General features: G+C 34.4%; 30 protein-coding genes. All 30 read left to right on the top strand.

Annotated features, from left to right (window positions below):
* The first annotated feature begins 1 nt into the window (after nt 1).
* The 30 genes from rpoC to map all read left to right on the top strand — a co-directional run bounded on the left by rpoC (nt 2) and on the right by map (nt 20,861).
* The gene (gene rpoC, locus BV55_RS0103655; RefSeq protein ID WP_029451422.1) at nt 2-3,538 is read left to right on the top strand and encodes a DNA-directed RNA polymerase subunit beta'; all 3,537 of its coding nucleotides are present in this window, start codon (nt 2-4) and stop codon (nt 3,536-3,538) included.
* Nucleotides 3,539-3,702: 164 nt separating this feature from the next.
* Nucleotides 3,703-3,945: a ribosomal L7Ae/L30e/S12e/Gadd45 family protein gene (locus BV55_RS0103650; protein WP_029451421.1), complete on the top strand. Its 243-nt coding sequence runs from the start codon at nt 3,703-3,705 to the stop codon at nt 3,943-3,945.
* Nucleotides 3,946-4,013: 68 nt separating this feature from the next.
* Nucleotides 4,014-4,391 carry a 30S ribosomal protein S12 gene (gene rpsL, locus BV55_RS0103645; protein WP_029451420.1) on the top strand — a complete coding sequence of 126 codons (378 nt, stop codon included), beginning with the start codon at nt 4,014-4,016 and terminating at the stop codon, nt 4,389-4,391.
* Between the two features lie 143 nt (nt 4,392-4,534).
* Entirely contained in the window at nt 4,535-5,005 is a 471-nt protein-coding gene (gene rpsG / locus BV55_RS0103640; protein WP_029451419.1) for a 30S ribosomal protein S7, read from the top strand.
* Between the two features lie 89 nt (nt 5,006-5,094).
* Nucleotides 5,095-7,158, top strand: coding sequence for an elongation factor G (gene fusA / locus BV55_RS0103635; protein WP_029451418.1), 2,064 nt, complete (start codon nt 5,095-5,097; stop codon nt 7,156-7,158).
* A gap of 36 nt (nt 7,159-7,194) precedes the next feature.
* Nucleotides 7,195-8,388, top strand: coding sequence for an elongation factor Tu (tuf, locus tag BV55_RS0103630; protein ID WP_029451416.1), 1,194 nt, complete (start codon nt 7,195-7,197; stop codon nt 8,386-8,388).
* 492 nt (nt 8,389-8,880) lie between these two features.
* Complete coding sequence (gene rpsJ, locus BV55_RS0103620) at nt 8,881-9,189, top strand: 30S ribosomal protein S10 (protein WP_029451415.1); 309 nt, start codon at nt 8,881-8,883, stop codon at nt 9,187-9,189.
* Between the two features lie 97 nt (nt 9,190-9,286).
* Nucleotides 9,287-9,916 carry a 50S ribosomal protein L3 gene (rplC, locus tag BV55_RS0103615; protein ID WP_029451414.1) on the top strand — a complete coding sequence of 210 codons (630 nt, stop codon included), beginning with the start codon at nt 9,287-9,289 and terminating at the stop codon, nt 9,914-9,916.
* A 26-nt stretch (nt 9,917-9,942) separates the two neighbouring features.
* A complete protein-coding gene (gene rplD / locus BV55_RS0103610; protein ID WP_029451413.1) occupies nt 9,943-10,563 on the top strand; it encodes a 50S ribosomal protein L4 in 621 nt (206 codons plus the stop codon).
* Nucleotides 10,563-10,859: a 50S ribosomal protein L23 gene (gene rplW / locus BV55_RS0103605; RefSeq protein WP_029451412.1), complete on the top strand. Its 297-nt coding sequence runs from the start codon at nt 10,563-10,565 to the stop codon at nt 10,857-10,859. Before rplD ends, rplW begins: the two co-directional genes overlap by 1 nt.
* Nucleotides 10,860-10,914: 55 nt before the next feature.
* A complete protein-coding gene (gene rplB, locus BV55_RS0103600; protein ID WP_029451411.1) occupies nt 10,915-11,748 on the top strand; it encodes a 50S ribosomal protein L2 in 834 nt (277 codons plus the stop codon).
* Nucleotides 11,749-11,810: 62 nt separating this feature from the next.
* A complete protein-coding gene (gene rpsS / locus BV55_RS0103595) occupies nt 11,811-12,092 on the top strand; it encodes a 30S ribosomal protein S19 (protein WP_029451409.1) in 282 nt (93 codons plus the stop codon).
* A 24-nt stretch (nt 12,093-12,116) separates the two neighbouring features.
* Nucleotides 12,117-12,452, top strand: a complete 336-nt coding sequence (gene rplV / locus BV55_RS0103590) for a 50S ribosomal protein L22 (RefSeq protein WP_029451408.1) — start codon at nt 12,117-12,119, stop codon at nt 12,450-12,452.
* Between the two features lie 16 nt (nt 12,453-12,468).
* Nucleotides 12,469-13,125: a 30S ribosomal protein S3 gene (rpsC, locus tag BV55_RS0103585; protein ID WP_029451407.1), complete on the top strand. Its 657-nt coding sequence runs from the start codon at nt 12,469-12,471 to the stop codon at nt 13,123-13,125.
* Nucleotides 13,126-13,142: 17 nt separating this feature from the next.
* Complete coding sequence (rplP, locus tag BV55_RS0103580; protein ID WP_029451406.1) at nt 13,143-13,586, top strand: 50S ribosomal protein L16; 444 nt, start codon at nt 13,143-13,145, stop codon at nt 13,584-13,586.
* On the top strand, nt 13,576-13,788 hold the full coding sequence (rpmC, locus tag BV55_RS0103575; protein ID WP_029451405.1) for a 50S ribosomal protein L29: 213 nt from the start codon (nt 13,576-13,578) through the stop codon (nt 13,786-13,788). Before rplP ends, rpmC begins: the two co-directional genes overlap by 11 nt.
* A gap of 21 nt (nt 13,789-13,809) precedes the next feature.
* Entirely contained in the window at nt 13,810-14,064 is a 255-nt protein-coding gene (rpsQ, locus tag BV55_RS0103570) for a 30S ribosomal protein S17 (protein WP_029451404.1), read from the top strand.
* A gap of 27 nt (nt 14,065-14,091) precedes the next feature.
* Nucleotides 14,092-14,460 carry a 50S ribosomal protein L14 gene (gene rplN / locus BV55_RS0103565; protein ID WP_029451402.1) on the top strand — a complete coding sequence of 123 codons (369 nt, stop codon included), beginning with the start codon at nt 14,092-14,094 and terminating at the stop codon, nt 14,458-14,460.
* Nucleotides 14,461-14,480: 20 nt separating this feature from the next.
* Nucleotides 14,481-14,795, top strand: coding sequence for a 50S ribosomal protein L24 (gene rplX / locus BV55_RS0103560; RefSeq protein WP_029451401.1), 315 nt, complete (start codon nt 14,481-14,483; stop codon nt 14,793-14,795).
* Nucleotides 14,796-14,817: 22 nt separating this feature from the next.
* On the top strand, nt 14,818-15,360 hold the full coding sequence (rplE, locus tag BV55_RS0103555; RefSeq protein ID WP_029451400.1) for a 50S ribosomal protein L5: 543 nt from the start codon (nt 14,818-14,820) through the stop codon (nt 15,358-15,360).
* A 16-nt stretch (nt 15,361-15,376) separates the two neighbouring features.
* Entirely contained in the window at nt 15,377-15,562 is a 186-nt protein-coding gene (locus BV55_RS0103550; RefSeq protein ID WP_029451399.1) for a type Z 30S ribosomal protein S14, read from the top strand.
* A 30-nt stretch (nt 15,563-15,592) separates the two neighbouring features.
* Nucleotides 15,593-15,994: a 30S ribosomal protein S8 gene (gene rpsH / locus BV55_RS0103545; protein WP_084170487.1), complete on the top strand. Its 402-nt coding sequence runs from the start codon at nt 15,593-15,595 to the stop codon at nt 15,992-15,994.
* A 69-nt stretch (nt 15,995-16,063) separates the two neighbouring features.
* Nucleotides 16,064-16,606, top strand: a complete 543-nt coding sequence (rplF, locus tag BV55_RS0103540; protein WP_029451397.1) for a 50S ribosomal protein L6 — start codon at nt 16,064-16,066, stop codon at nt 16,604-16,606.
* A gap of 19 nt (nt 16,607-16,625) precedes the next feature.
* Nucleotides 16,626-16,988: a 50S ribosomal protein L18 gene (gene rplR / locus BV55_RS0103535; RefSeq protein ID WP_029451396.1), complete on the top strand. Its 363-nt coding sequence runs from the start codon at nt 16,626-16,628 to the stop codon at nt 16,986-16,988.
* Between the two features lie 17 nt (nt 16,989-17,005).
* The gene (gene rpsE, locus BV55_RS0103530) at nt 17,006-17,503 is read left to right on the top strand and encodes a 30S ribosomal protein S5 (RefSeq protein WP_029451394.1); all 498 of its coding nucleotides are present in this window, start codon (nt 17,006-17,008) and stop codon (nt 17,501-17,503) included.
* A gap of 11 nt (nt 17,504-17,514) precedes the next feature.
* Entirely contained in the window at nt 17,515-17,694 is a 180-nt protein-coding gene (rpmD, locus tag BV55_RS0103525; RefSeq protein ID WP_029451393.1) for a 50S ribosomal protein L30, read from the top strand.
* 24 nt (nt 17,695-17,718) lie between these two features.
* Complete coding sequence (gene rplO, locus BV55_RS0103520; RefSeq protein WP_029451392.1) at nt 17,719-18,159, top strand: 50S ribosomal protein L15; 441 nt, start codon at nt 17,719-17,721, stop codon at nt 18,157-18,159.
* Between the two features lie 2 nt (nt 18,160-18,161).
* Nucleotides 18,162-19,442 (top strand): preprotein translocase subunit SecY, encoded by a 1,281-nt coding sequence (gene secY / locus BV55_RS0103515; RefSeq protein ID WP_029451391.1) that lies wholly within the window; start codon nt 18,162-18,164, stop codon nt 19,440-19,442.
* A gap of 20 nt (nt 19,443-19,462) precedes the next feature.
* Nucleotides 19,463-20,125 carry an adenylate kinase gene (locus tag BV55_RS0103510; RefSeq protein WP_029451390.1) on the top strand — a complete coding sequence of 221 codons (663 nt, stop codon included), beginning with the start codon at nt 19,463-19,465 and terminating at the stop codon, nt 20,123-20,125.
* Entirely contained in the window at nt 20,112-20,861 is a 750-nt protein-coding gene (gene map / locus BV55_RS0103505; RefSeq protein WP_029451389.1) for a type I methionyl aminopeptidase, read from the top strand. Before BV55_RS0103510 ends, map begins: the two co-directional genes overlap by 14 nt.
* Nucleotides 20,862-20,929: the final 68 nt, after the last annotated feature.

Raw genomic sequence — 20,929 nt, 5'->3', positions numbered from 1 at the left:
CTTGATTGAATTAAATAATTTTGATGCCATGCAAATAAGTTTAGCTTCTCCAGAGCAGATACGAGAATGGTCTAGAGGGGAAGTTAAAAAACCAGAAACAATAAATTATAGAACATTGAAACCTGAAAGAGATGGTCTATTTTGTGAAAGAATATTTGGACCAACAAAAGATTGGGAATGCCATTGTGGAAAATATAAGAGAGTAAGATATAAGGGGATAGTTTGTGATAGATGCGGAGTTGAAGTCACAAAATCTAAAGTAAGACGTGAGAGAATGGGGCATATAGAACTTGCAGCCCCAGTATCCCATATTTGGTATTTTAAAGGAATACCTTCCCGTATGGGCTTAATGCTAGATATGTCTCCTAGATCCCTTGAAAAAGTTTTATACTTTGCATCTTATATTGTTTTAGATCCTAAAGACACACCTCTTTTAAAGAAACAGCTTCTTAATGAAAAAGAATATAGAGAAGCTATAGATAAATATGGTGAGGAAAGCTTCTCAGCAGGTATGGGAGCAGAATCTATAAAAGTTTTATTAGAAGAAATTGATTTAGTAAAATCAACTGTGGATTTAAAAGAAGATTTAAAGAATAGTACAGGACAAAAGAAGATAAGAATAATAAGAAGACTTGAAGTTATGGAATCATTTAAAAAGTCAGGAAATAAGCCAGTTTGGATGATCATAGGGGTAATACCTGTAATACCACCAGATCTAAGACCTATGGTTCAATTAGATGGTGGAAGATTTGCAACTTCTGATTTAAATGATTTATACAGAAGGGTTATAAATAGAAATAATAGATTAAAGAAACTATTAGATTTAGGAGCACCTAATATAATAGTTAGAAATGAAAAAAGAATGCTTCAAGAAGCTGTAGATGCATTGATAGATAATGGTAGAAGAGGTAGGCCAGTAACAGGTCCTGGAAACAGGCCACTTAAATCTTTATCTGATATGCTTAAAGGAAAACAGGGTAGATTTAGACAAAACTTACTAGGTAAGCGTGTTGACTATTCTGGAAGATCAGTTATTGTTGTTGGACCTGAACTTAAAATGTATCAATGTGGTTTGCCAAAAGAAATGGCGCTAGAACTTTTCAAACCTTTCGTTATGAAAAAACTAGTTGAAAATTCTTTGGCACACAATATAAAAAGTGCTAAAAGAATGGTAGAAAGAGTAATGCCACAGGTATGGGATGTACTAGAAGAAGTTATTTCCGATCATCCAGTGTTATTAAACCGTGCGCCTACACTACATAGATTAGGAATTCAAGCTTTCCAACCTGTGCTAGTTGAAGGTAGAGCTATAAAACTTCATCCTTTAGTGTGTACAGCATATAACGCTGACTTTGATGGAGATCAAATGGCAGTGCATGTACCTCTTTCTGTTGAAGCTCAAGCAGAAGCAAGATTTTTAATGCTTGCTGCTGGTAACATCTTGAAACCATCAGATGGTAAGCCAGTATCAGTTCCTACCCAAGATATGATTTTAGGTTCTTATTATTTAAGTTTAGATAAAGATGGAGAAATAGGTGAAGGAAAGATATTCATATCACCAGAAGAGGCTATTATGGCTTATGAAGTTAAAGATATTTCTTTACATGCTAAGATAAAAGTTAGGATGACTAAAGAAATTAATGGCGAGATTAAGCAAGGAATAATAGATACTTCTGTTGGTAAACTTATATTTAACGAATCCATACCTCAAGATTTAGGCTTTGTAGATAGAACTTTAGAAGAAAACTTGTTTAAACTTGAAGTTGACTTCTTAATAGATAAAAAGGCTCTTGGACGTATAGTTGAAAATTGTTATACAGTTCATGGACCAACCCAAACATCAGTAATGTTAGATGAAATTAAAGCAAAAGGATATCATTATTCTACTATTGGAGCTATTACTGTTTCGGTATCAGATATGGTTGTTCCTGAGAAAAAGGCTGATTTGCTTAAAGAAGCAGAAGAAACTGTTAAAAAAATTGAGAAAATGTATAAAAGAGGATTTATATCTGAAGAAGAAAGATATGAAAGAGTTATAGATAAGTGGACTAAAACTACCGAAGATGTAGCTAATGCTCTAATGGATAATTTGGATAGATTTAATCCAATATTTATGATGGCCGATTCTGGAGCGAGAGGCTCTAAAAGTCAGATAAAGCAGTTAGCGGGTATGAGAGGTCTTATGGCTAACCCATCCGGTAAAATTATAGAACTTCCAATTAAAGCTTCTTTTAGGGAAGGTTTAGATGTATTAGAATATTTCATATCAACTCATGGAGCTAGAAAGGGTAATGCTGATACTGCTCTTAAAACAGCTGACTCAGGATATCTTACAAGGAGACTTGTTGATGTTAGCCAGGATGTAATAGTAAGACATCAAGATTGTGGAACTAAAGATGGAATATACGTATCCGAAATTAAAGTAGGAAACGAACCTATAGAAGAGTTGAAAGAAAGATTAACTGGAAGATATTCAGCAGAAGATATTATAGATCCAAAAACTTCTAAGGTTATAGTTAAAAATCATACTTATATGACTGCTGAAATAGCAGGAAAAGTACAAAAAGCTGGAATTAAGAAGGTAAAGATAAGATCAGTATTTAGTTGTGATTGTAAAGTAGGAGTTTGCGCTACTTGTTATGGTATGAATATGGCGACTGGACAAAAAATAACTATAGGTGAGGCTGTGGGTATAATAGCAGCTCAATCTATTGGTGAGCCAGGTACACAGCTTACAATGAGAACCTTCCATACAGGTGGAGTTGCAGGAGCTGATATAACTCAAGGACTTCCAAGAGTAGAAGAGCTATTTGAAGCCAGAAAACCAAAAGGATTAGCTACAGTATCAGAAGTATCAGGTACAGTTAAAATGGAAGAAACAAAGAAAAAGAGAACAATAATTATAGTTACAGAATCAGGTGAAGAAATTACTTATGAAATTCCATTTGGTTCAAGAATGAAAGTTAGTAATGGAGACTCAATTGAGGCTGGAGATGAAATAACAGAAGGATCAGTAAATCCACATGATGTTATGAGAATTAAAGGACTTGAAGGAGTTAGAGAATATCTATTGTCAGAAGTTCAAAAGGTTTATAGATTGCAAGGTGTTGATATAAATGATAAACATCTTGAAGTTGTAGTAAGACAAATGACTAGGAAGGTTAAGGTATTAGAACCAGGTGATACAGAACTTTTACAAGGAACTATGATAGATATATTTGATTTTATAGAAGAAAATGAAAGAGTTAAAAAAGCTAAGTTAGAAGAAGCTAAGGGAGATCAAGTGCTTCTTGGAATCACAAAAGCAGCTTTAGCTACAGACTCTTTCTTATCAGCAGCATCCTTCCAAGAAACTACAAGAGTTTTAACTGATGCAGCTATAAAAGGTAAAATTGATCCGTTACTAGGACTTAAAGAAAATGTAATTATAGGTAAACTTATACCTGCTGGTACAGGCATGAGTAGATATGGATCAATAAGATTAAACACAGAAACTGATGTAGAAGAAAAAGAGCATGTTAATACTTTAGAAGATTAATTAATTTTATTGACATGACATAATGAAAATGATAAAATATAGCTTGTGTGATTTTATAACAAGGATATTTTAAATATTATATTTAATTTGTTTACATGAGTTTTTCGGAGTGAGGTCTAGACTTCACTCCGGGTTTAATTTTAAATTTCAAGGAGGTAAACCTCATGATAGACAGACTTTTAGGAAAAAAGGTCGTAGGCATAAAGCAAGTTACAAAAGCATTAAATAACGACCAAGGGTTAAAGCTATATGTAGCAGAAGATGCAGATTCAAAAATTACTGTACCTATAGTTAGCATAGCTGAAGAAAAAAACATAGAAATAGAATATATTGCCACAATGAAATATTTAGGTAAGATGTGTGGTATAGAAGTAGGATCAGCGGCTACTTTAATCCTAAAAGAATAATTAATTAGCTATTATCTTAATTTTAATAGAATACCAAAATTACTTTTTAAAATATAGGAGGTGAAAACATGCCAACAATTAGCCAATTAGTAAGAAAAGGCAGAAAGACAGCAGCAACTAAATCTGGATCACCAGCTTTAAAAAACTGTCCACAAAAAAGAGGTGTATGCACAGTAGTTAAAACTACTACACCAAAGAAGCCTAACTCCGCACTAAGAAAAGTTGCAAGAGTTAGATTGACAAATGGTTACGAAGTATCTGCATACATTCCAGGAATAGGACACAATCTACAAGAGCATAGTGTTGTTTTAATCAGAGGTGGAAGAGTAAAAGACCTTCCAGGTGTTAGATATCATATTGTGAGAGGCGCTTTAGACTCAGCAGGTGTAGCTAACAGAATGCAAAGTAGATCAAAGTATGGGGCTAAGAGACCAAAGCAAAAGTAATTTTGCTTGAATCTGGTGCTATGTCTTCGTGTTTACATAGATTTATAAACGTAAGTTTATATAGATTCCGGAGAACAGAGCACTTTGCGGCGTAAAGCCGAGTACCAATGAGCTTAAATATTTATGTTAAGGAGGGAAGAAAAGTGCCAAGAAAAGGACATATAGGAAAAAGAGAAGTTTTACTAGACCCTTTGTACAACAGTGAAGTTGTTACAAAGCTTATAAACAGCATAATGTTAGATGGTAAAAGAGGCGTAGCACAACAAATTTGCTACGATGCATTTGATATAATTGCAGAGAAAACAGAAAAAGATGCTTTGGAAGTTTTTGAAACAGCTATGGCTAATATAATGCCGTTACTAGAAGTTAAAGCTAGAAGAATAGGTGGTGCTACTTACCAAGTACCAATGGAAGTAAGACCAGAGAGAAGACAAACATTGGGAATAAGATGGTTGTTGATCGCTTCTAGAAAAAGAGGAGAAAAATACATGAGGGAAAGATTAGCAAATGAGCTAATCGATGCTTCCAACAATACAGGCGCTGCAGTTAAGAAAAGAGAAGAAACACATAAGATGGCTGAAGCTAATAAAGCATTCGCTCATTACAGATATTAACATAAAACTGTTTTGGCTTTTGCCAAAACAGTTTTATCAGATTTAATTACTAATTTACTCAGATTATATGCTGAGAGGAGGAATATATAGTGCCAAGACAATTTGCGTTAGAAAAGTACCGTAATATAGGAATAATGGCTCATATCGATGCGGGTAAAACTACAACAACTGAGCGTATTTTATTTTACACAGGAAAAACACATAAAATAGGTGAAACTCATGAAGGTGCAGCTACAATGGACTGGATGGTTCAAGAACAAGAAAGAGGTATAACAATTACTTCAGCAGCTACTACCTGCCACTGGAAAGGCTATGAGATAAACATAATTGATACACCAGGCCACGTAGACTTCACAGTTGAGGTTGAAAGATCACTTAGAGTTCTTGATGGAGCTGTAACAGTTCTTGACGCTAAGAGTGGTGTAGAACCACAAACTGAAACTGTTTGGAGACAGGCAGATAAGTATGGTGTACCAAGAATGATATATGTAAATAAGATGGATGCTGTTGGAGCAGACTTCTACACCTGTTTAAATTCTATAAGAGATAGACTTAAAGCAAATGCAGTACCAATTCAAATACCAATAGGTCAAGAATCAGAATTTATGGGAATGGTTGATCTTGTAAAGATGATTGGAATAGTTCACAAGAACGATTTAGGAACTGAAATCGAAGAGGGTGAAATACCAGAAGAATTAAAAGAAAAGGCTGAAGAATATAGATTAGCTATGATTGAATCTATTGCTGAATGTGATGAAGAATTAATGATTAAATATCTAGATGGAGAAGAAATAACTGAAGAAGAAATAAATGCAGCTTTAAGAAAAGCTACTATTGATAATCAAATAATCCCAGTTATTTGTGGATCATCATATAAAAACAAAGGCGTTCAAGAAATGATAGATGCTGCTGTTGCATATATGCCATCACCTTTAGATATACCACCAGTAAAAGGAATTAAAGTAGATACTGAAGAAGAAGATGAAAGAAAAGCAGATGAATCTGAACCACTTTCTGCATTAGCATTTAAAATAGCAACAGACCCATTTGTAGGTAGATTAGCATTTACAAGAATTTACTCTGGAACAATGAAGAGTGGTACATATGTATTAAACTCAACAAAGGGAAAAAGAGAAAGAGTCGGAAGACTTGTTAGAATGCATGCAAACCATAGAGAAGAAGTTGATGAGTTATATGCAGGAGACTTAGGTGCAGTTGTTGGACTTAAAGAAACAACTACAGGGGATACTCTATGTAGTGAAAATGATCCAATTATACTTGAAACTATGGACTTCCCAGAACCAGTTATATCTGTAGCTATTGAGCCTAAAACAAAAGCCAGCCAAGAAAAGATGGGATTAGCGCTTTCAAAGCTTGCAGAAGAAGATCCAACATTCAAAACTTTCACTGATCAAGAAACAGGTCAAGTTATTATAGCAGGTATGGGTGAGCTTCACCTTGAAATTATAGTAGATAGACTTCAAAGAGAATTTAAAGTTGAATGTAATGTTGGTAAACCACAAGTTGCTTACAAAGAAACTATCAGAAAAGCTGTTAAAGCTGAAGGTAAGTTTGTTAGACAATCTGGTGGACGTGGTCAGTATGGTCATTGTTGGATTGAAATGATACCAAATGAAGGTGAATATACATTCGAAAATGCTATCGTTGGAGGATCTATTCCAAGAGAATATATACCAGCAATAGATAATGGAATTAAAGAAGCATCAGATAGTGGTATTTTATCCGGATATCCAGTTATAAACTTTAAAGTTAGACTAGTTGATGGATCATATCATGATGTTGACTCATCTGAAATGGCATTTAAAATAGCAGGATCTATGGCATTTAAAAATGCTATGGCTAAAGCAGATCCAGTATTACTTGAGCCAGCAATGAAAGTTGAAGTTGTTGTAGCTGAAGAGTATATGGGAGATGTTATAGGAGATATAAACTCTAGAAGAGGAAAAATTGAAAGCATGGAAACAAGAGCAGGAGCTCAAGTTATAAACTCTTTTGTCCCACTTTCAGAAATGTTTGGGTATGCTACAACACTTAGATCTAAGACACAAGGTAGAGGTACTTATAGCATGGAATTTGATCATTATGAAGAAGTGCCAAAGAGTATACAAGAACAAGTAGTAGGCAATAAATAATAAAATAAGTCTTTAATAGCAAGGAGGAATTCACAAATGTCAAAAGCAAAATTTGAAAGAAGTAAACCACACGTTAATATTGGAACAATAGGTCACGTAGACCACGGTAAGACAACATTAACAGCAGCTATAACATCAGTATTAGCTAATAGAGGATTTGCAGAAGCGTTTAAGTATGACCAAATAGATAAGGCACCAGAGGAGAAGGAAAGAGGAATAACAATCAATACTTCTCACGTAGAGTATGAAACAGAAAAAAGACATTATGCACACGTAGACTGTCCAGGTCACGCTGACTATGTAAAGAATATGATTACAGGTGCAGCACAAATGGATGGAGCAATCCTAGTTGTATCAGCAGCAGATGGTCCAATGCCACAAACAAGAGAACATATATTATTAGCATCTAGAGTAGGCGTTGGTTATATAGTAGTATTCTTAAACAAATCAGATATGGTAGATGATCCAGAATTATTAGAATTAGTTGAGATGGAAGTTAGAGAACTATTAAGTGAGTATGATTTCCCAGGAGACGATACACCAATAATAGCAGGATCAGCATTAAAAGCATTAGAAAATCCAACAGATGAAGTAGCAATTAAGCCTATATTAGACTTAATGGATGCAATAGATAGCTATATTCCAACACCAGAAAGAGCAACTGACAAACCGTTCTTAATGCCAGTAGAAGATGTATTTACAATTACAGGTAGAGGAACAGTAGCAACAGGAAGAGTTGAAACTGGAGTTCTAAAGGTTGGAGAAGAAGTAGAATTAGTAGGATTATCTGAAGATAAGAGAAAGGTAGTAGTAACAGGAGTAGAGATGTTTAGAAAGTTACTAGACCAAGCAATGGCAGGAGATAATGTAGGAGTTCTATTAAGAGGAATACAAAGAGCAGAAATAGAAAGAGGTCAAGTGCTTGCAAAACCAGGTAGTGTAAATCCACACAGCAAGTTTGTAGGTCAAGTATATGTACTTAAAAAAGAAGAAGGCGGAAGACATACACCATTCTTTGATGGATACAGACCACAATTTTATTTCAGAACAACAGATGTAACAGGATCAATCAAATTACCAGATGGAATGGAAATGGTAATGCCTGGAGACCATATAGATATGAATGTTGAACTAATTAATCCAGTAGCTATGGATGAAGGTTTAAGATTTGCTATAAGAGAAGGCGGAAGAACAGTTGGATCAGGAGTTGTTACTACAATAACAAAATAATTATAAAATTAGAAAATCAATCGATTGGTTTTAAGTGGATAAGGTGACGATCTTATCCACTTTTATTTTATTAAAGATATGTAGTATTCTTAAAACTAATCATAAAATAAATGAGCTATTTTAATCTTTACTGTTGCAATACTTTGAAATTAAATATATAATACTTTAAGTGCATTAAAAAGTATACTTTAAGTAGCGGATTAAACATCAAAGTATATGTCAATACTACAAAATAAATGAATAAAAATGCTTGTAACTTCAAACTAGATATAGTATAATAAAGTAGTTGTAAAGCTATAACAGCGATGAGACAAGAGGTTGCTGGACTTCCGGGGAATTCTTGTTGAGTATGTTAGGGTCTAAGAACCCAGCGACGGAATTGCTTGAACTGTTAGGTGAAAAGTGTGAAATTAAGAAACACCCGGAGCAGTTTACAGAAGGTCCGCTGTTGTGCGTTAGAAGTAATACGTACATGAAAAGGAGGGAAATAAAATGGCAAAACAAAAAATCAGAATAAGATTGAAGGCTTTTGATCACAAGATATTAGATCAATCAGCAGAAAAGATTGTAGAAACTGCAAAGTCTACAGGAGCTCAAGTAGCAGGCCCAGTGCCACTACCTACAGAAAAAGATATTATAACAGTACTAAGAGCAGTTCATAAGTATAAAGATGCTAGAGAACAGTTCGAAATTAGAACTCACAAAAGATTGATAGATATATTGAATCCATCACCAAAGACTGTAGATGCCCTAATGAGGTTAGATTTACCAGCAGGTGTGGATATCGAAATTAAACTATAACGTACATATGGTGTACGCGTAATAGATAACTATTACGAACTATTATGATTGCTACTTAAATCGGTGATCCGCTAATATGTTTAGGAGGTGTAAGGTAATGAAAAAAGCAATAATGGGTAAAAAAATTGGCATGACACAAATATTTGATGCTAATGGTAAAATAGTTCCAGTAACTGTTGTTGAAGCAACTCCAAATGTAGTACTTCAAAAGAAGACTACAGAAAAAGATGGATATGATGCTATACAAGTAGGTTTTGGAGAAATAAGAGAAAAATTAGTGAACAAACCAAGAAAAGGACAATTTACTAAAGCAGGTGCTCCATTTAAAAGATTTGTAAGAGAATTTAGATTAGAGGACTGCAGTGGATATGAAATGGGCCAAGAAATCAAAGTTGATACCTTCGAAGAAGGAGACAAAGTTGATATAAGTGGTATTTCTAAAGGTAAGGGGTTCCAAGGAACAATTAAGAGATGGAACGCACATAGAGGACCTATGTCCCATGGTTCTAAGTTCCATAGAGCAGTAGGGTCTATGGGAGCATCATCAGATCCATCAAGAACATTTAAAAACAAAAGATTGCCAGGACATATGGGGAATGTTAATACAACAGTATTAAATCTTCAAGTTGTTAAAATAATGCCAGAGAAAAATGTAATATTGATTAAAGGTGGAATACCAGGACCAAACAAGGGAATGGTTGTAATAAGAAATTCCGTTAAGGCTTAATTCTTTGGAAGAAAGGAGGAAGTAGAATGCCTAAAGTAGGATTATTTAATGTAGAAGGTAAAAAGGTTGGAGATTTCCAATTATCAGATAGCGTATTTGGAGTAGAAGTCAATGAATATGCAATGCACCAAGTAGTTGTTGCGTTACTTGCAAATAAAAGACAAGGAACACAATCAGCTAAGACAAGAGCAGAAGTTTCAGGAGGCGGAATAAAGCCTTGGAGACAAAAAGGAACAGGTAGAGCTAGACAGGGTTCAATAAGAGCACCTCAATGGATACATGGAGGAATCGTATTTGCACCAAAGCCAAGAGATTATAGAGTTTCAGTTCCTAAAACAATGAGAAAAGTTGCTATGAAATCTGCTTTAACAAGCAAGGTTCAAGACAATGAAATGATAGTTTTAGAGAGCTTAAGCCTAGATGCTCCAAAAACAAAAGAAATAGTTAAAATGCTTAATGCGTTTGAAGCTAAGAAAGCATTAATAATTACTTCAGAGTCAAATGAAGTAATATATAAATCTTCAAGAAATATTGAGGGAGTAAGCGTAATCCCAGTAAACAACATTAATGTGTATGATTTATTGAAATACGAAAAAGTTATTATAACTAAGGACGCTTTGTCTAAGATTGAGGAGGTGTACGCATAATGAAGTTAACAAGTCATGATATAATAAGAAAACCTGTTATAACAGAAAAAAGCATGACATCTATGGCAGAAAAAAAATACACCTTCATCGTTCATGTATCAGCTAACAAATCTCAAATAAAGAGAGCTGTTGAAGAAGTTTTTGGAGTTAAAGTTGAAGATGTAAAGACCATTAGAACTATGGGAAAAACAAAAAGAGTAGGCGTACATGTAGGAAAGAGAGCAGACTACAAAAAGGCTATTGTTAAATTAACAGAAGATAGCAAAACAATAGAATTCTTTGACGGAATGCAATAAGAAAAAGCAGGTATTGGCAAAAAGCCAGAAAAGCGTAAGCAAGGAGGGAATTTAGATGGCAGTTAAGAGTTTTAGACCGACTACCCCATCAAGGAGACAAATGACGATGCCAACATTTGAAGAGATAACAACAGATAAACCTGAAAAGTCTCTTTTAGTTGCAAAAAGCAAAACAGCGGGTAGAAATGCTCATGGTAAGATAACTGTTAGACACCAAGGCGGTGGAGCTAAACAAAAGTATAGAATAATAGATTTCAAAAGAAACAAAGATGGTGTACCAGCAAAGGTATCAAGCATTGAGTATGATCCAAATAGATCAGCGTACATAGCACTTATAGTATATGCTGATGGAGAAAAGACATACATAATCGCTCCAGTTGGAATAAAAGTTGGAGATGTTATAGTATCTGGATCAGAATCTGATATTAAACCAGGGAACACCCTTCCAATGAAAAACATACCAGTAGGTACTGTTATTCATAACATAGAACTTCATGCTGGAAGAGGAGCTCAATTAGTTAGATCAGCAGGATCATCTGCTCAACTAATGGCTAAAGAAGGTAACTATGCTACACTAAGACTTCCAAGTGGGGAAGTTAGATATGTAAGAGTTGAGTGTAAGGCTACTATAGGTATAGTTTCAAATGTAGCACATAAAGATGTTAACATAGGTAAAGCAGGAAGAAAAAGACATATGGGATGGAGACCTACAGTAAGAGGATCCGTTATGAATCCATGTGACCATCCACACGGTGGAGGAGAAGGTAAAGCACCAATAGGTAGACCATCACCACTTACACCATGGGGTAAACCTGCACTTGGATATAAGACTAGAAAAACTAAGAAATATTCAGACAGATTAATAATAAGAGGAAGAAACAGTAAGTAGTCAAGGAGAATATGAAATATTCTCTTTGATATACTGTGTCCATTTGAAGGGAGGAATATCTAGTGAGTAGATCAACAAAGAAAGGACCTTTTGTCCATGAAAGTCTTTTGAAGAAGATAATCGAAATGAACAAATCTGGTGAAAAGAAGGTTGTAAAGACTTGGTCAAGAAGTTCAACTATTTTTCCACAAATGATAGGTCATACCATAGCAGTTCATGACGGTAGAAAGCATGTTCCAGTTTTCGTTAGTGAAGACATGGTAGGACATAAACTAGGTGAGTTCGCATTAACAAGAACTTACAGAGGTCACGTTAATAGTGAAAAATCATCAAAGGTAAGATAAGCCTTGAGAAAGGAGGAATTAGAAATGGAAGCTAAAGCTATAGCTAAATATGTGAGAATGTCTCCAATGAAAGTTGGGATTGTTTTAAACTTAATAAAAGGTAAAAATGTAAATGAAGCTTTTGCTATACTAAAATACACCCAAAAGGATGCTGCGGTAGTTATAGACAAAGTTCTAAAGTCAGCTGTAGCAAACGCTGAAAATAATCTTAATTTAGATGTTTCTAGATTGATAGTTTCAGAAGCGTATGCGGGACCTGGACCAACATTAAAAAGATTTCAACCACATGCTCAAGGAAGAGCATTTAGAATAAATAAAAGATCAAGTCATATAACAGTAATTGTTAAAGAAATAGCTTAAAAAGGAGGGAAATATAGTGGGACAAAAAGTAAATCCTAATGGTTTTAGAGTTGGCGTAATTAAAGATTGGAATGCGAAATGGTTTGCTGATAAGAGAAACTTTGCTGATTACCTTATAGAAGATAATCAAATCAGAAATTACGTTAAAACAAAGTCCTATGCAGCAGGTATTTCAAAAATAGAAATTGAAAGAGCTGCTAAAAGAATTAAATTAAATATATATACAGCAAAACCTGGAGTAATCATTGGAAAAGGTGGATCAGGAATTGACACACTTAAAAAGGGATTAGAACAGTTTATAACTGGTAAAAATATATTAATTAATATAGTTGAAGTTAGAAATACAGAAATAGATGCTCAGTTAATGTCTGAAAATATAGCAGCACAACTTGAGAAAAGAATTTCTTTTAGAAGAGCAATGAAACAAACAATTCAAAGATCAATGAGAGCTGGAGCTAAGGGTGTTAAGATAAATTGTGCAGGAAGACTTGCTGGTGCAGAAATAGCTAGAACAGAACATTATCATGATGGAACAATTCCACTACAAACATTAAGAGCAGACATTGATTATGGATTTGCAGAAGCAAATACAACATATGGTAAAATTGGAGTAAAAGTATGGGTTTATAAGGGAGAAGTTCTTCCAGTGAAAAAGGAAGAGGCTAACGCATAAGAAAGGAGGAATTCGAGATGTTAATGCCTAAAAGAGTAAAACATCGTAAAGTTCAGAAAGGTAGAATGCGTGGTAAAGCTACAAGAGGTAATTTTATAGCTTACGGAGATTACGCAATTCAAGCAACTGAATGCGGTTGGATTACTAGCAATCAAATAGAAGCAGCTAGAATAGCTATCAATAGATATATTAAAAGAGGTGGGAAGCTTTGGATAAAGATTTTCCCAGATAAGCCAATAACTGAAAAGCCTGCTGAAACTCGTATGGGATCCGGTAAAGGTTCACCAGAATATTGGGTAGCAGTTGTTAAGCCAGGTAGAGTTTTATTTGAATTATCAGGTGTTTCAGAAGAAGTAGCAAGAGAAGCAATGAGACTTGCTCAACATAAGCTTCCTATATCAACTAAGTTTGTTACAAGGAGCGATTTTGAGGAAATGGGTGGTGAAAGTAATGAAGGCTAGAGAGTTACAAGATTTAAGAACAAACTCACCCCAAGAACTAGAAGGTAAGCTAGATAACCTTAAAGGGGAGCTTTTTAATTTAAGGTTTCAATTAGCTACAGGCCAATTAGAAAATCCAATGAGAATTAAAGAAGTTAAAAAGTCTATAGCCCAAGTAAAGACCATCTTAAGAGAAGAAGAGTTAAGGTCTATTCAACAATAACCTTGAAAGGAGGTCAATTCAGTGGAAAGAGCAAATAGAAAGACAAGAGTCGGAAGAGTTGTTTCTGATAAAATGGATAAAACTATAGTTGTAGCTGTTGAGACTAAAGTACGTCACCCGTTATACGGAAAAACAGTTAACAAAACTACAAAGTTTAAAACTCATGATGAAAATAATGAAGCAAATTTAAATGATAGAGTACAGATAATGGAAACAAGACCTTTATCAAAAGATAAAAGATGGAGACTTGTTGAAATAGTTGAAAAGGCAAAGTAGTCTTTAAACTGAAAGGAGGATATTTGAATGATACAGCAACAAAGCAGGCTTAAGGTAGCAGATAATTCTGGTGCTAAAGAAATAATGTGTATTAGAGTTTTAGGTGGTTCCGGAAGAAAATACGGAAACATTGGAGATATAATAGTTGCTAGCGTTAAAAGTGCAACACCAGGTGGAGTTGTTAAAAAAGGTGAAGTAGTTAAAGCAGTAATTGTAAGGTCAGTTAAGGGCTTAAGAAGAGCTGATGGTTCTTATATTAGATTTGATGAAAATGCAGCTGTTGTAATTAAAGAAGATAAACAGCCAAAAGGAACACGTATCTTCGGACCAGTTGCTAGGGAGCTAAGAGAAAAAGATTTCACAAAAATATTATCATTAGCACCTGAAGTTCTATAAGATAGGGAGGTGGCAACACAATGAAGGTTCATGTAAGAAAAAGTGATACGGTAATGGTTATATCCGGAAAAGATAAAGGTAAAACGGGTGAAGTAATAGCTGTTACACCTAAAAGCAGTAAAGTCCTAGTTAGAGGAGTTAACATAGTATCTAAGCATAAGAAACCTAGCAAAGAAAATATGCAAGGTGGAATAGTTAGAGAAGAAATAGCAATACATAGCTCAAAGGTTATGTTATATTGTAAAAAATGCAAATCTGTAACAAGGATAAGCAATAAGCTATTAGAAGATGGAACAAAGGTAAGAGTTTGCAAGAAATGTGAAGAAACATTTTAGGATCTGAAAGGAGGTAAAATTGATGATTCCAAGACTAAAAGAAAAATATGATAACGAAGTAGTCCCAGCTTTGATGGAAAAGTTTGGATATAAGAATATTATGGAAGTTCCAAAGTTAGAGAAAATAGTTATTAACATGGGAGTCGGAGAGGCAAAAGATAATTCTAAAGTTTTAGATTCAGCTATGGCTGATATTCAATTAATAACTGGTCAAAAGCCTATACTAACTAAAGCAAAGAAATCTGTAGCTAACTTTAAATTAAGAGAGAACATGCCAATAGGTTGTAAAGTAACGTTAAGAAAAGGCCAAATGTTCGAATTTGCTGATAAACTAATAAGTATAGCTTTACCAAGAGTTAGAGACTTTAGAGGAATATCAGATAAATCTTTTGATGGTAGAGGAAACTATGCATTAGGAATAAAAGAACAATTAATATTCCCAGAAGTGGAATATGATAAAATTGATAAAGTAAGAGGAATGGATATAATATTTGTAACTAGTGCAAAGACAGACGAGGAAGCAAGAGAGTTATTAAGATTCCTTGGTATGCCATTTGCTCAGTAATTAAGGAGGGGAAAACGTGGCACGTAAAGCAATAATAGAAAAATGGAAAAAAACACCTAAGTATTCTACTAGAGCTTATACAAGATGTAGATTATGTGGAAGACCCCATGCGGTTTTAAGTAAGTATGGAATTTGCCGTATTTGCTTTAGAGAACTTGCACATAAGGGAGAAATACCTGGATGCAGAAAAGCAAGCTGGTAAAGGTTAATGTAACGAAAGGAGGCAATGAATATGGGAGTTATCACGGATCCAATTGCAGATTTGCTGACTCGTATAAGAAACGCAAATGCTGTTAGACATGAAATAGTCGAGGTTCCTTCTTCAACAGTTAAGAAGGCTATAACTAATATATTACTTCAAGAAGGTTATATAAAGGATATAGAGGAATACTCTGATGGAGTAGTTCCAATGATGAGAATCACTTTGAAATATGTTTCAAACAATCAAAAAGTAATAACTGGATTAAAGAGAATCTCTAAACCAGGACTAAGAGTATATTCTAGAAAAGAAGAAATCCCTAGAGTATTAAATGGCTTAGGAATAGCAATAATATCAACTTCCCAAGGAATAATGGTTGATAGAGAAGCTAGAAAAGCAGGACTTGGTGGAGAAGTACTCTGCTACGTTTGGTAGTATAAAGAGTTTATATAAATATTAATAGAATGCATGGATATGCGTAATCGGAGTGTAGGAGGTGCGAATATGTCAAGAATAGGTAAGATGCCCATCGCTATACCAAGCGGCGTAAATGTTACTATAACACCAGACAATGTTGTTACAGTAAAAGGCCCTAAAGGTGAACTTACAAGAGCTATGAGAAAAGAAATGACTATAGCTGTTGAAGATAACACAATAGTAGTTACTAGATCAGGCGATGAAAAACAACTTAGAGCGTTTCACGGATTGACAAGATCTTTAATAAATAACATGGTTATCGGAGTAACAGAAGGTTACCAAAAGACATTAGAATTAATTGGAGTTGGATACAAAGCACAACTTCAAGGAAAAAAATTAGTGTTAAACTTAGGTTTTTCACATCCAGTTGAAATAGAGCCAGTAGGCGGAGTAACTTTTGAAATCCTTGCAGCAAATAAAGTTGCAATAAAAGGAATAGATAAAGAAGCTGTTGGAGATGCAGCTGCTGATATAAGAGTTTGGAGAAAACCAGAGCCATATAAAGGCAAAGGTATAAAATATGAGGGCGAAATCATAAGACGTAAAGAAGGTAAAACTGGTAAAAAGTAATAGAAAGGAGTGAACCTTTATGTTAAAGAAGGATGACAGACAAAAAAGCAGAGAAAGGCGCCATCTTAGAGTACGTAAAAAAATAGCTGGTACAGCTGAGAGACCAAGACTTTCTGTTTATAGAAGTGAAAGACATATATATGCTCAAATTATAGATGATGTTTCACAAAGCACACTTGTAGCTGCCTCTACTTTAGATAAAGACTTAGAGATAAGCTTAGGAAGCAATAAAGAAGCTGCTCAAAAAGTAGGAGAAATGATTGCTAAAAAAGCATTAGATAAAGGAATTAAGCAAGTTGTATTTGATAGAGGTGGATACATATATCACGGAAGAATTGAAGAACTTGCAAAAGCAGCAAGAGAAGCTGGCTTAGAATTCTAATTTAGGGAGGGAAATAAATGAGAATCGATCCTAGCACACTAGACCTTAAGGAAAAAGTTGTTTTTATAAACAGAGTAACTAAGGTTGTTAAGGGTGGTAGAAACTTCAGATTCAGCGCTCTTGTTGTTGTCGGAGACGAGAACGGACATGTAGGCGTTGGTATGGGAAAATCTGCTGAAATACCTGAAGCAATAAGAAAAGGCATCGAAGATGCAAAGAAAAATTTAATAGAAGTTCCTATGGTTGGAACTACAATTCCTCATGGAATTGATGGTATGTTTGGAACTGGTAGAGTACTTATAATGCCAGCAACAGAAGGTACTGGAGTTATAGCTGGTGGTGCAGCTAGAGCTGTACTTGAACTAGCAGGTTTAAAAGACGTAAGAGCAAAATCTTTAGGTTCTAAAAACCCAAGAAACATGGTTAATGCTACAATCAACGGATTAAGTCGTCTAAGAACAGCTGAGCAAATTGCGAAGCTTAGAGGCAAAAACGTTGAAGAGATTTTAGGTTAGGAGGGATTGCCTTGGCTAAACTAAAAGTAACTTTAGTTAAGAGTTTAATTGGTAGAAAAAAAGATCACATAGCAACTACAAATGCTCTTGGACTTAAAAAGATAGGAAAAACTATTGAGCATGAGGATACTCCTCAAATAATGGGTATGATAAATAAAGTTAGTTATCTTTTGAAAGTTGAAGAAGTTTAAGAGAGCAAGGAGGTGTAAAGATAGATGAGACTTCATGAATTAAAACCAGCAGAAGGAAGCAGAAAAGCTCCTAAAAGAGTAGGTAGAGGTACAGGATCAGGACTTGGAAGAAATGCCGGAAAAGGTGAAAACGGACAAAATTCAAGAAGTGGTGGTGGAGTTAGACCAGGATTCGAAGGAGGTCAAATGCCACTATACAGAAGACTACCTAAAAGAGGATTTACCAATATATTTGCTAAAGAATATGTTGAAGTAAATATTAACAGATTGAATATATTTGAAGATGGTACAGTTGTGACACCAGAATTATTGCTTGAAAGAAGAGTAGTAAGCAAGATTAAAGACGGAGTTAAGGTTTTAGGAAATGGAAATTTAGAAAAGAACTTAACAGTAAAAGCTACTAAGTTCTCTAAAACTGCAGCTGAAAAAATTGAAGCGGCTGGGGGAAAAGTTGAGGTGGTATAAAAATGCTATCAACCCTACGTAATGCTTGGAAGGTTCCAGAATTGCGCAAAAGACTGATATACACTTTGTTTTTAATTGCAATTTTCAGGATGGGAAATCATATTCCTGTTCCTGGAATTGATACAAGTCGTTTAGCAGATTTTGCAGGTCAATCTGGAAACCTAATTAACTTTTATGATTTAATATCTGGAGGTGCATTTAGTACATTTAGTATATTTGCATTAGGTGTTGTTCCTTATATTAATGCATCAATTATTATGCAATTATTAACTATTGCAATCCCTCAACTAGAACAACTATCAAAAGAGGGAGAAGATGGAAGAAGGAAGATACAAAATATTACTAGGTATGCAGCTATACCTATAGGAGTTCTACAAGCTTATGGATCTTTTTTATTAATACAAAGTCAAAATGCAATAAAAGATGCTTCCATGATGAATGTAGTCATGATAATATTAACTTTATTAGCAGCATCAACATTTTTGATGTGGCTTGGAGATATGATCACTGTTAAAGGACTTGGTAATGGAGTTTCACTTATTATATTTGTAAATATAATATCTAGATTCCCAAATACCATTTTTAAAATATCATCTCTTAAAAAAGGTCAGTATATCGGACCTGTAGAAATTGCTGTATTTGTAATAGTAGCATTAGCTTTATTATTATCAGTAATAGGTATGTCACTTGCAGAAAGAAGAATACCTGTTCAATATGCTGGAAAGTCAGTTGGTAATAAAGTGTTTAAAGGACAGTCTTCACATATTCCAATAAGCATAACTAGTTCAGCTGTAATAGCTATAATATTTGCTATGTCTGTTATGCAATTTCCTTTTACAATAGGACAATTTTGGCCTTTATCTTGGTTTAATAAAGTGATAGTAAATGGACGTTTCAGTCCATTTAAGAATAACTCTATAATGTATATAATCTTTTATGCTGTGTTAACAATATTCTTTACTTGGTTCTATACACAGGTTACAATGAAACCTGAAGAAATGGCAGAGAATATGAGTAAATCAGCTGGATTTATACCAGGTATAAGACCAGGAAATGCAACAGCGAGATACCTAGAAAGAATCCTAGATAGAATTTCTATTATAGGAGGTATCTTTGCAGCGGTAATTGCTTTATTCCCTATAATACTTGAAAATTACACTTCTTTTAAGGGAATTTCATTTGGTGGTACAATGTTGCTTATAATGGTAGGAGTATCCTTGGATACATTAAGACAAATGGAATCTCAATTAGTAATGCGTCATTATCAAGGATTTCTTAAATAAGGATGATGGAGATGATGCCAGTGAAAATAGTATTATTAGGTCCACCGGGTGCAGGCAAGGGCACACAAGCAAAATCAATAAGCAACAGATATTCTATACCACATATATCCACAGGAGATATATTTAGAAAAAATATTTCAGAAAATACCCCTTTAGGCATTGAAGCTAAAAAACATATTGATAAAGGTCATTTGGTTCCAGATGACTTAACTATAGATATAGTTAAAGATCGATTAAGAGAAGAAGATTGTGATAAAGGGTACTTATTAGATGGTTTTCCTAGAACAGTTACGCAGGCAGAAGCTCTAGAATGCTTTTTGAATTCTAGAGATGAAAAGCTTAATACAGCTCTTTTAATAGATGTCCCAAGAGACTTCATATTAGAAAGAATGACAGGCAGAAGGGTTTGCCCAGCTTGTGGTGCTAGTTATCATATAAAATTTAATCCACCAACCATTGATGGTAGATGTGATATTTGCGGTACTGATATAATTCAAAGAAAAGATGATGTTGAAAGTACTGTAAGTGAAAGGTTAGATGTCTATGATGAACAAACACAGCCTTTGATAAATTATTATAAGAGCGAAGGGTTACTATCTATTGTAGATGGTACTAAAGCTATTAATGTAGTTTTCGAGGAAATATGTAACATTCTAGGGAGCAATAAAAATGATAATTATTAAAACCCACGAAGAAATTGAATACATGAGGCAGGCAGGAAAAGTGGTGGGAGATACTCTTTTAAAATTAGAAGAGATAGTAAGACCAGGAATTACTACTGCAAAGATAGATGAATTTGCGGAAGAATTTATAACTAAGCAAGGTGCAAAACCTTCTTTTAAAGGATATGGTGGATTTCCAGCTTCCATATGTACCTCTATTAATGAAGAAGTAGTTCATGGTATACCAACCAACAGGGTTTTAAATGAAGGTGATATCATAAGTATTGACTGTGGAGCTATTTTAAATGGATACCAAGGAGATGCTGCTAGAACTATCCCTGTTGGAAAAGTTTCTAGTGAGATTATGAAACTTATAGAGGTTACAAAAGAAAGTTTTTTCAAAGGTGTAGAAAAAGCCGTAGTAGGTAATAGGCTTACAGATATATCTTACGTTGTTCAACAGCACATTGAAAACAATAAGTTTTCAGTAGTGAGAGATTATGTAGGTCATGGAATAGGAAGGGATATGCATGAAGACCCCCAAATTCCTAACTTCGGAAAACCTGGGAAAGGACCCAAATTAGTTAGTGGAATGGTTTTGGCTATTGAGCCTATGGTAAACATAGGTGGTTTCAAAGTAATTACGAAACCAAATGGATGGACTGTTGTTACTGTAGATGGAAGCTTGTCCGCACACTATGAAAATACAGTAGCTATATTAAATGAAGGTCCAGAGATACTTACGCTAACAAAATAAGGTTACAACTGCTTAGTTATAAATTCACATTGAATCTTATATCTCAATGTAGATTTATTGCTAAGGTA

Origin of the sequence: Clostridium algidicarnis (assembly GCF_000703125.1) — a bacterium.
GTDB lineage: Bacteria > Bacillota > Clostridia > Clostridiales > Clostridiaceae > Clostridium_L > Clostridium_L algidicarnis.
Note: the sequence above shows the minus strand (reverse complement) of the source record. Positions and strands in the feature narration are given on the sequence as shown.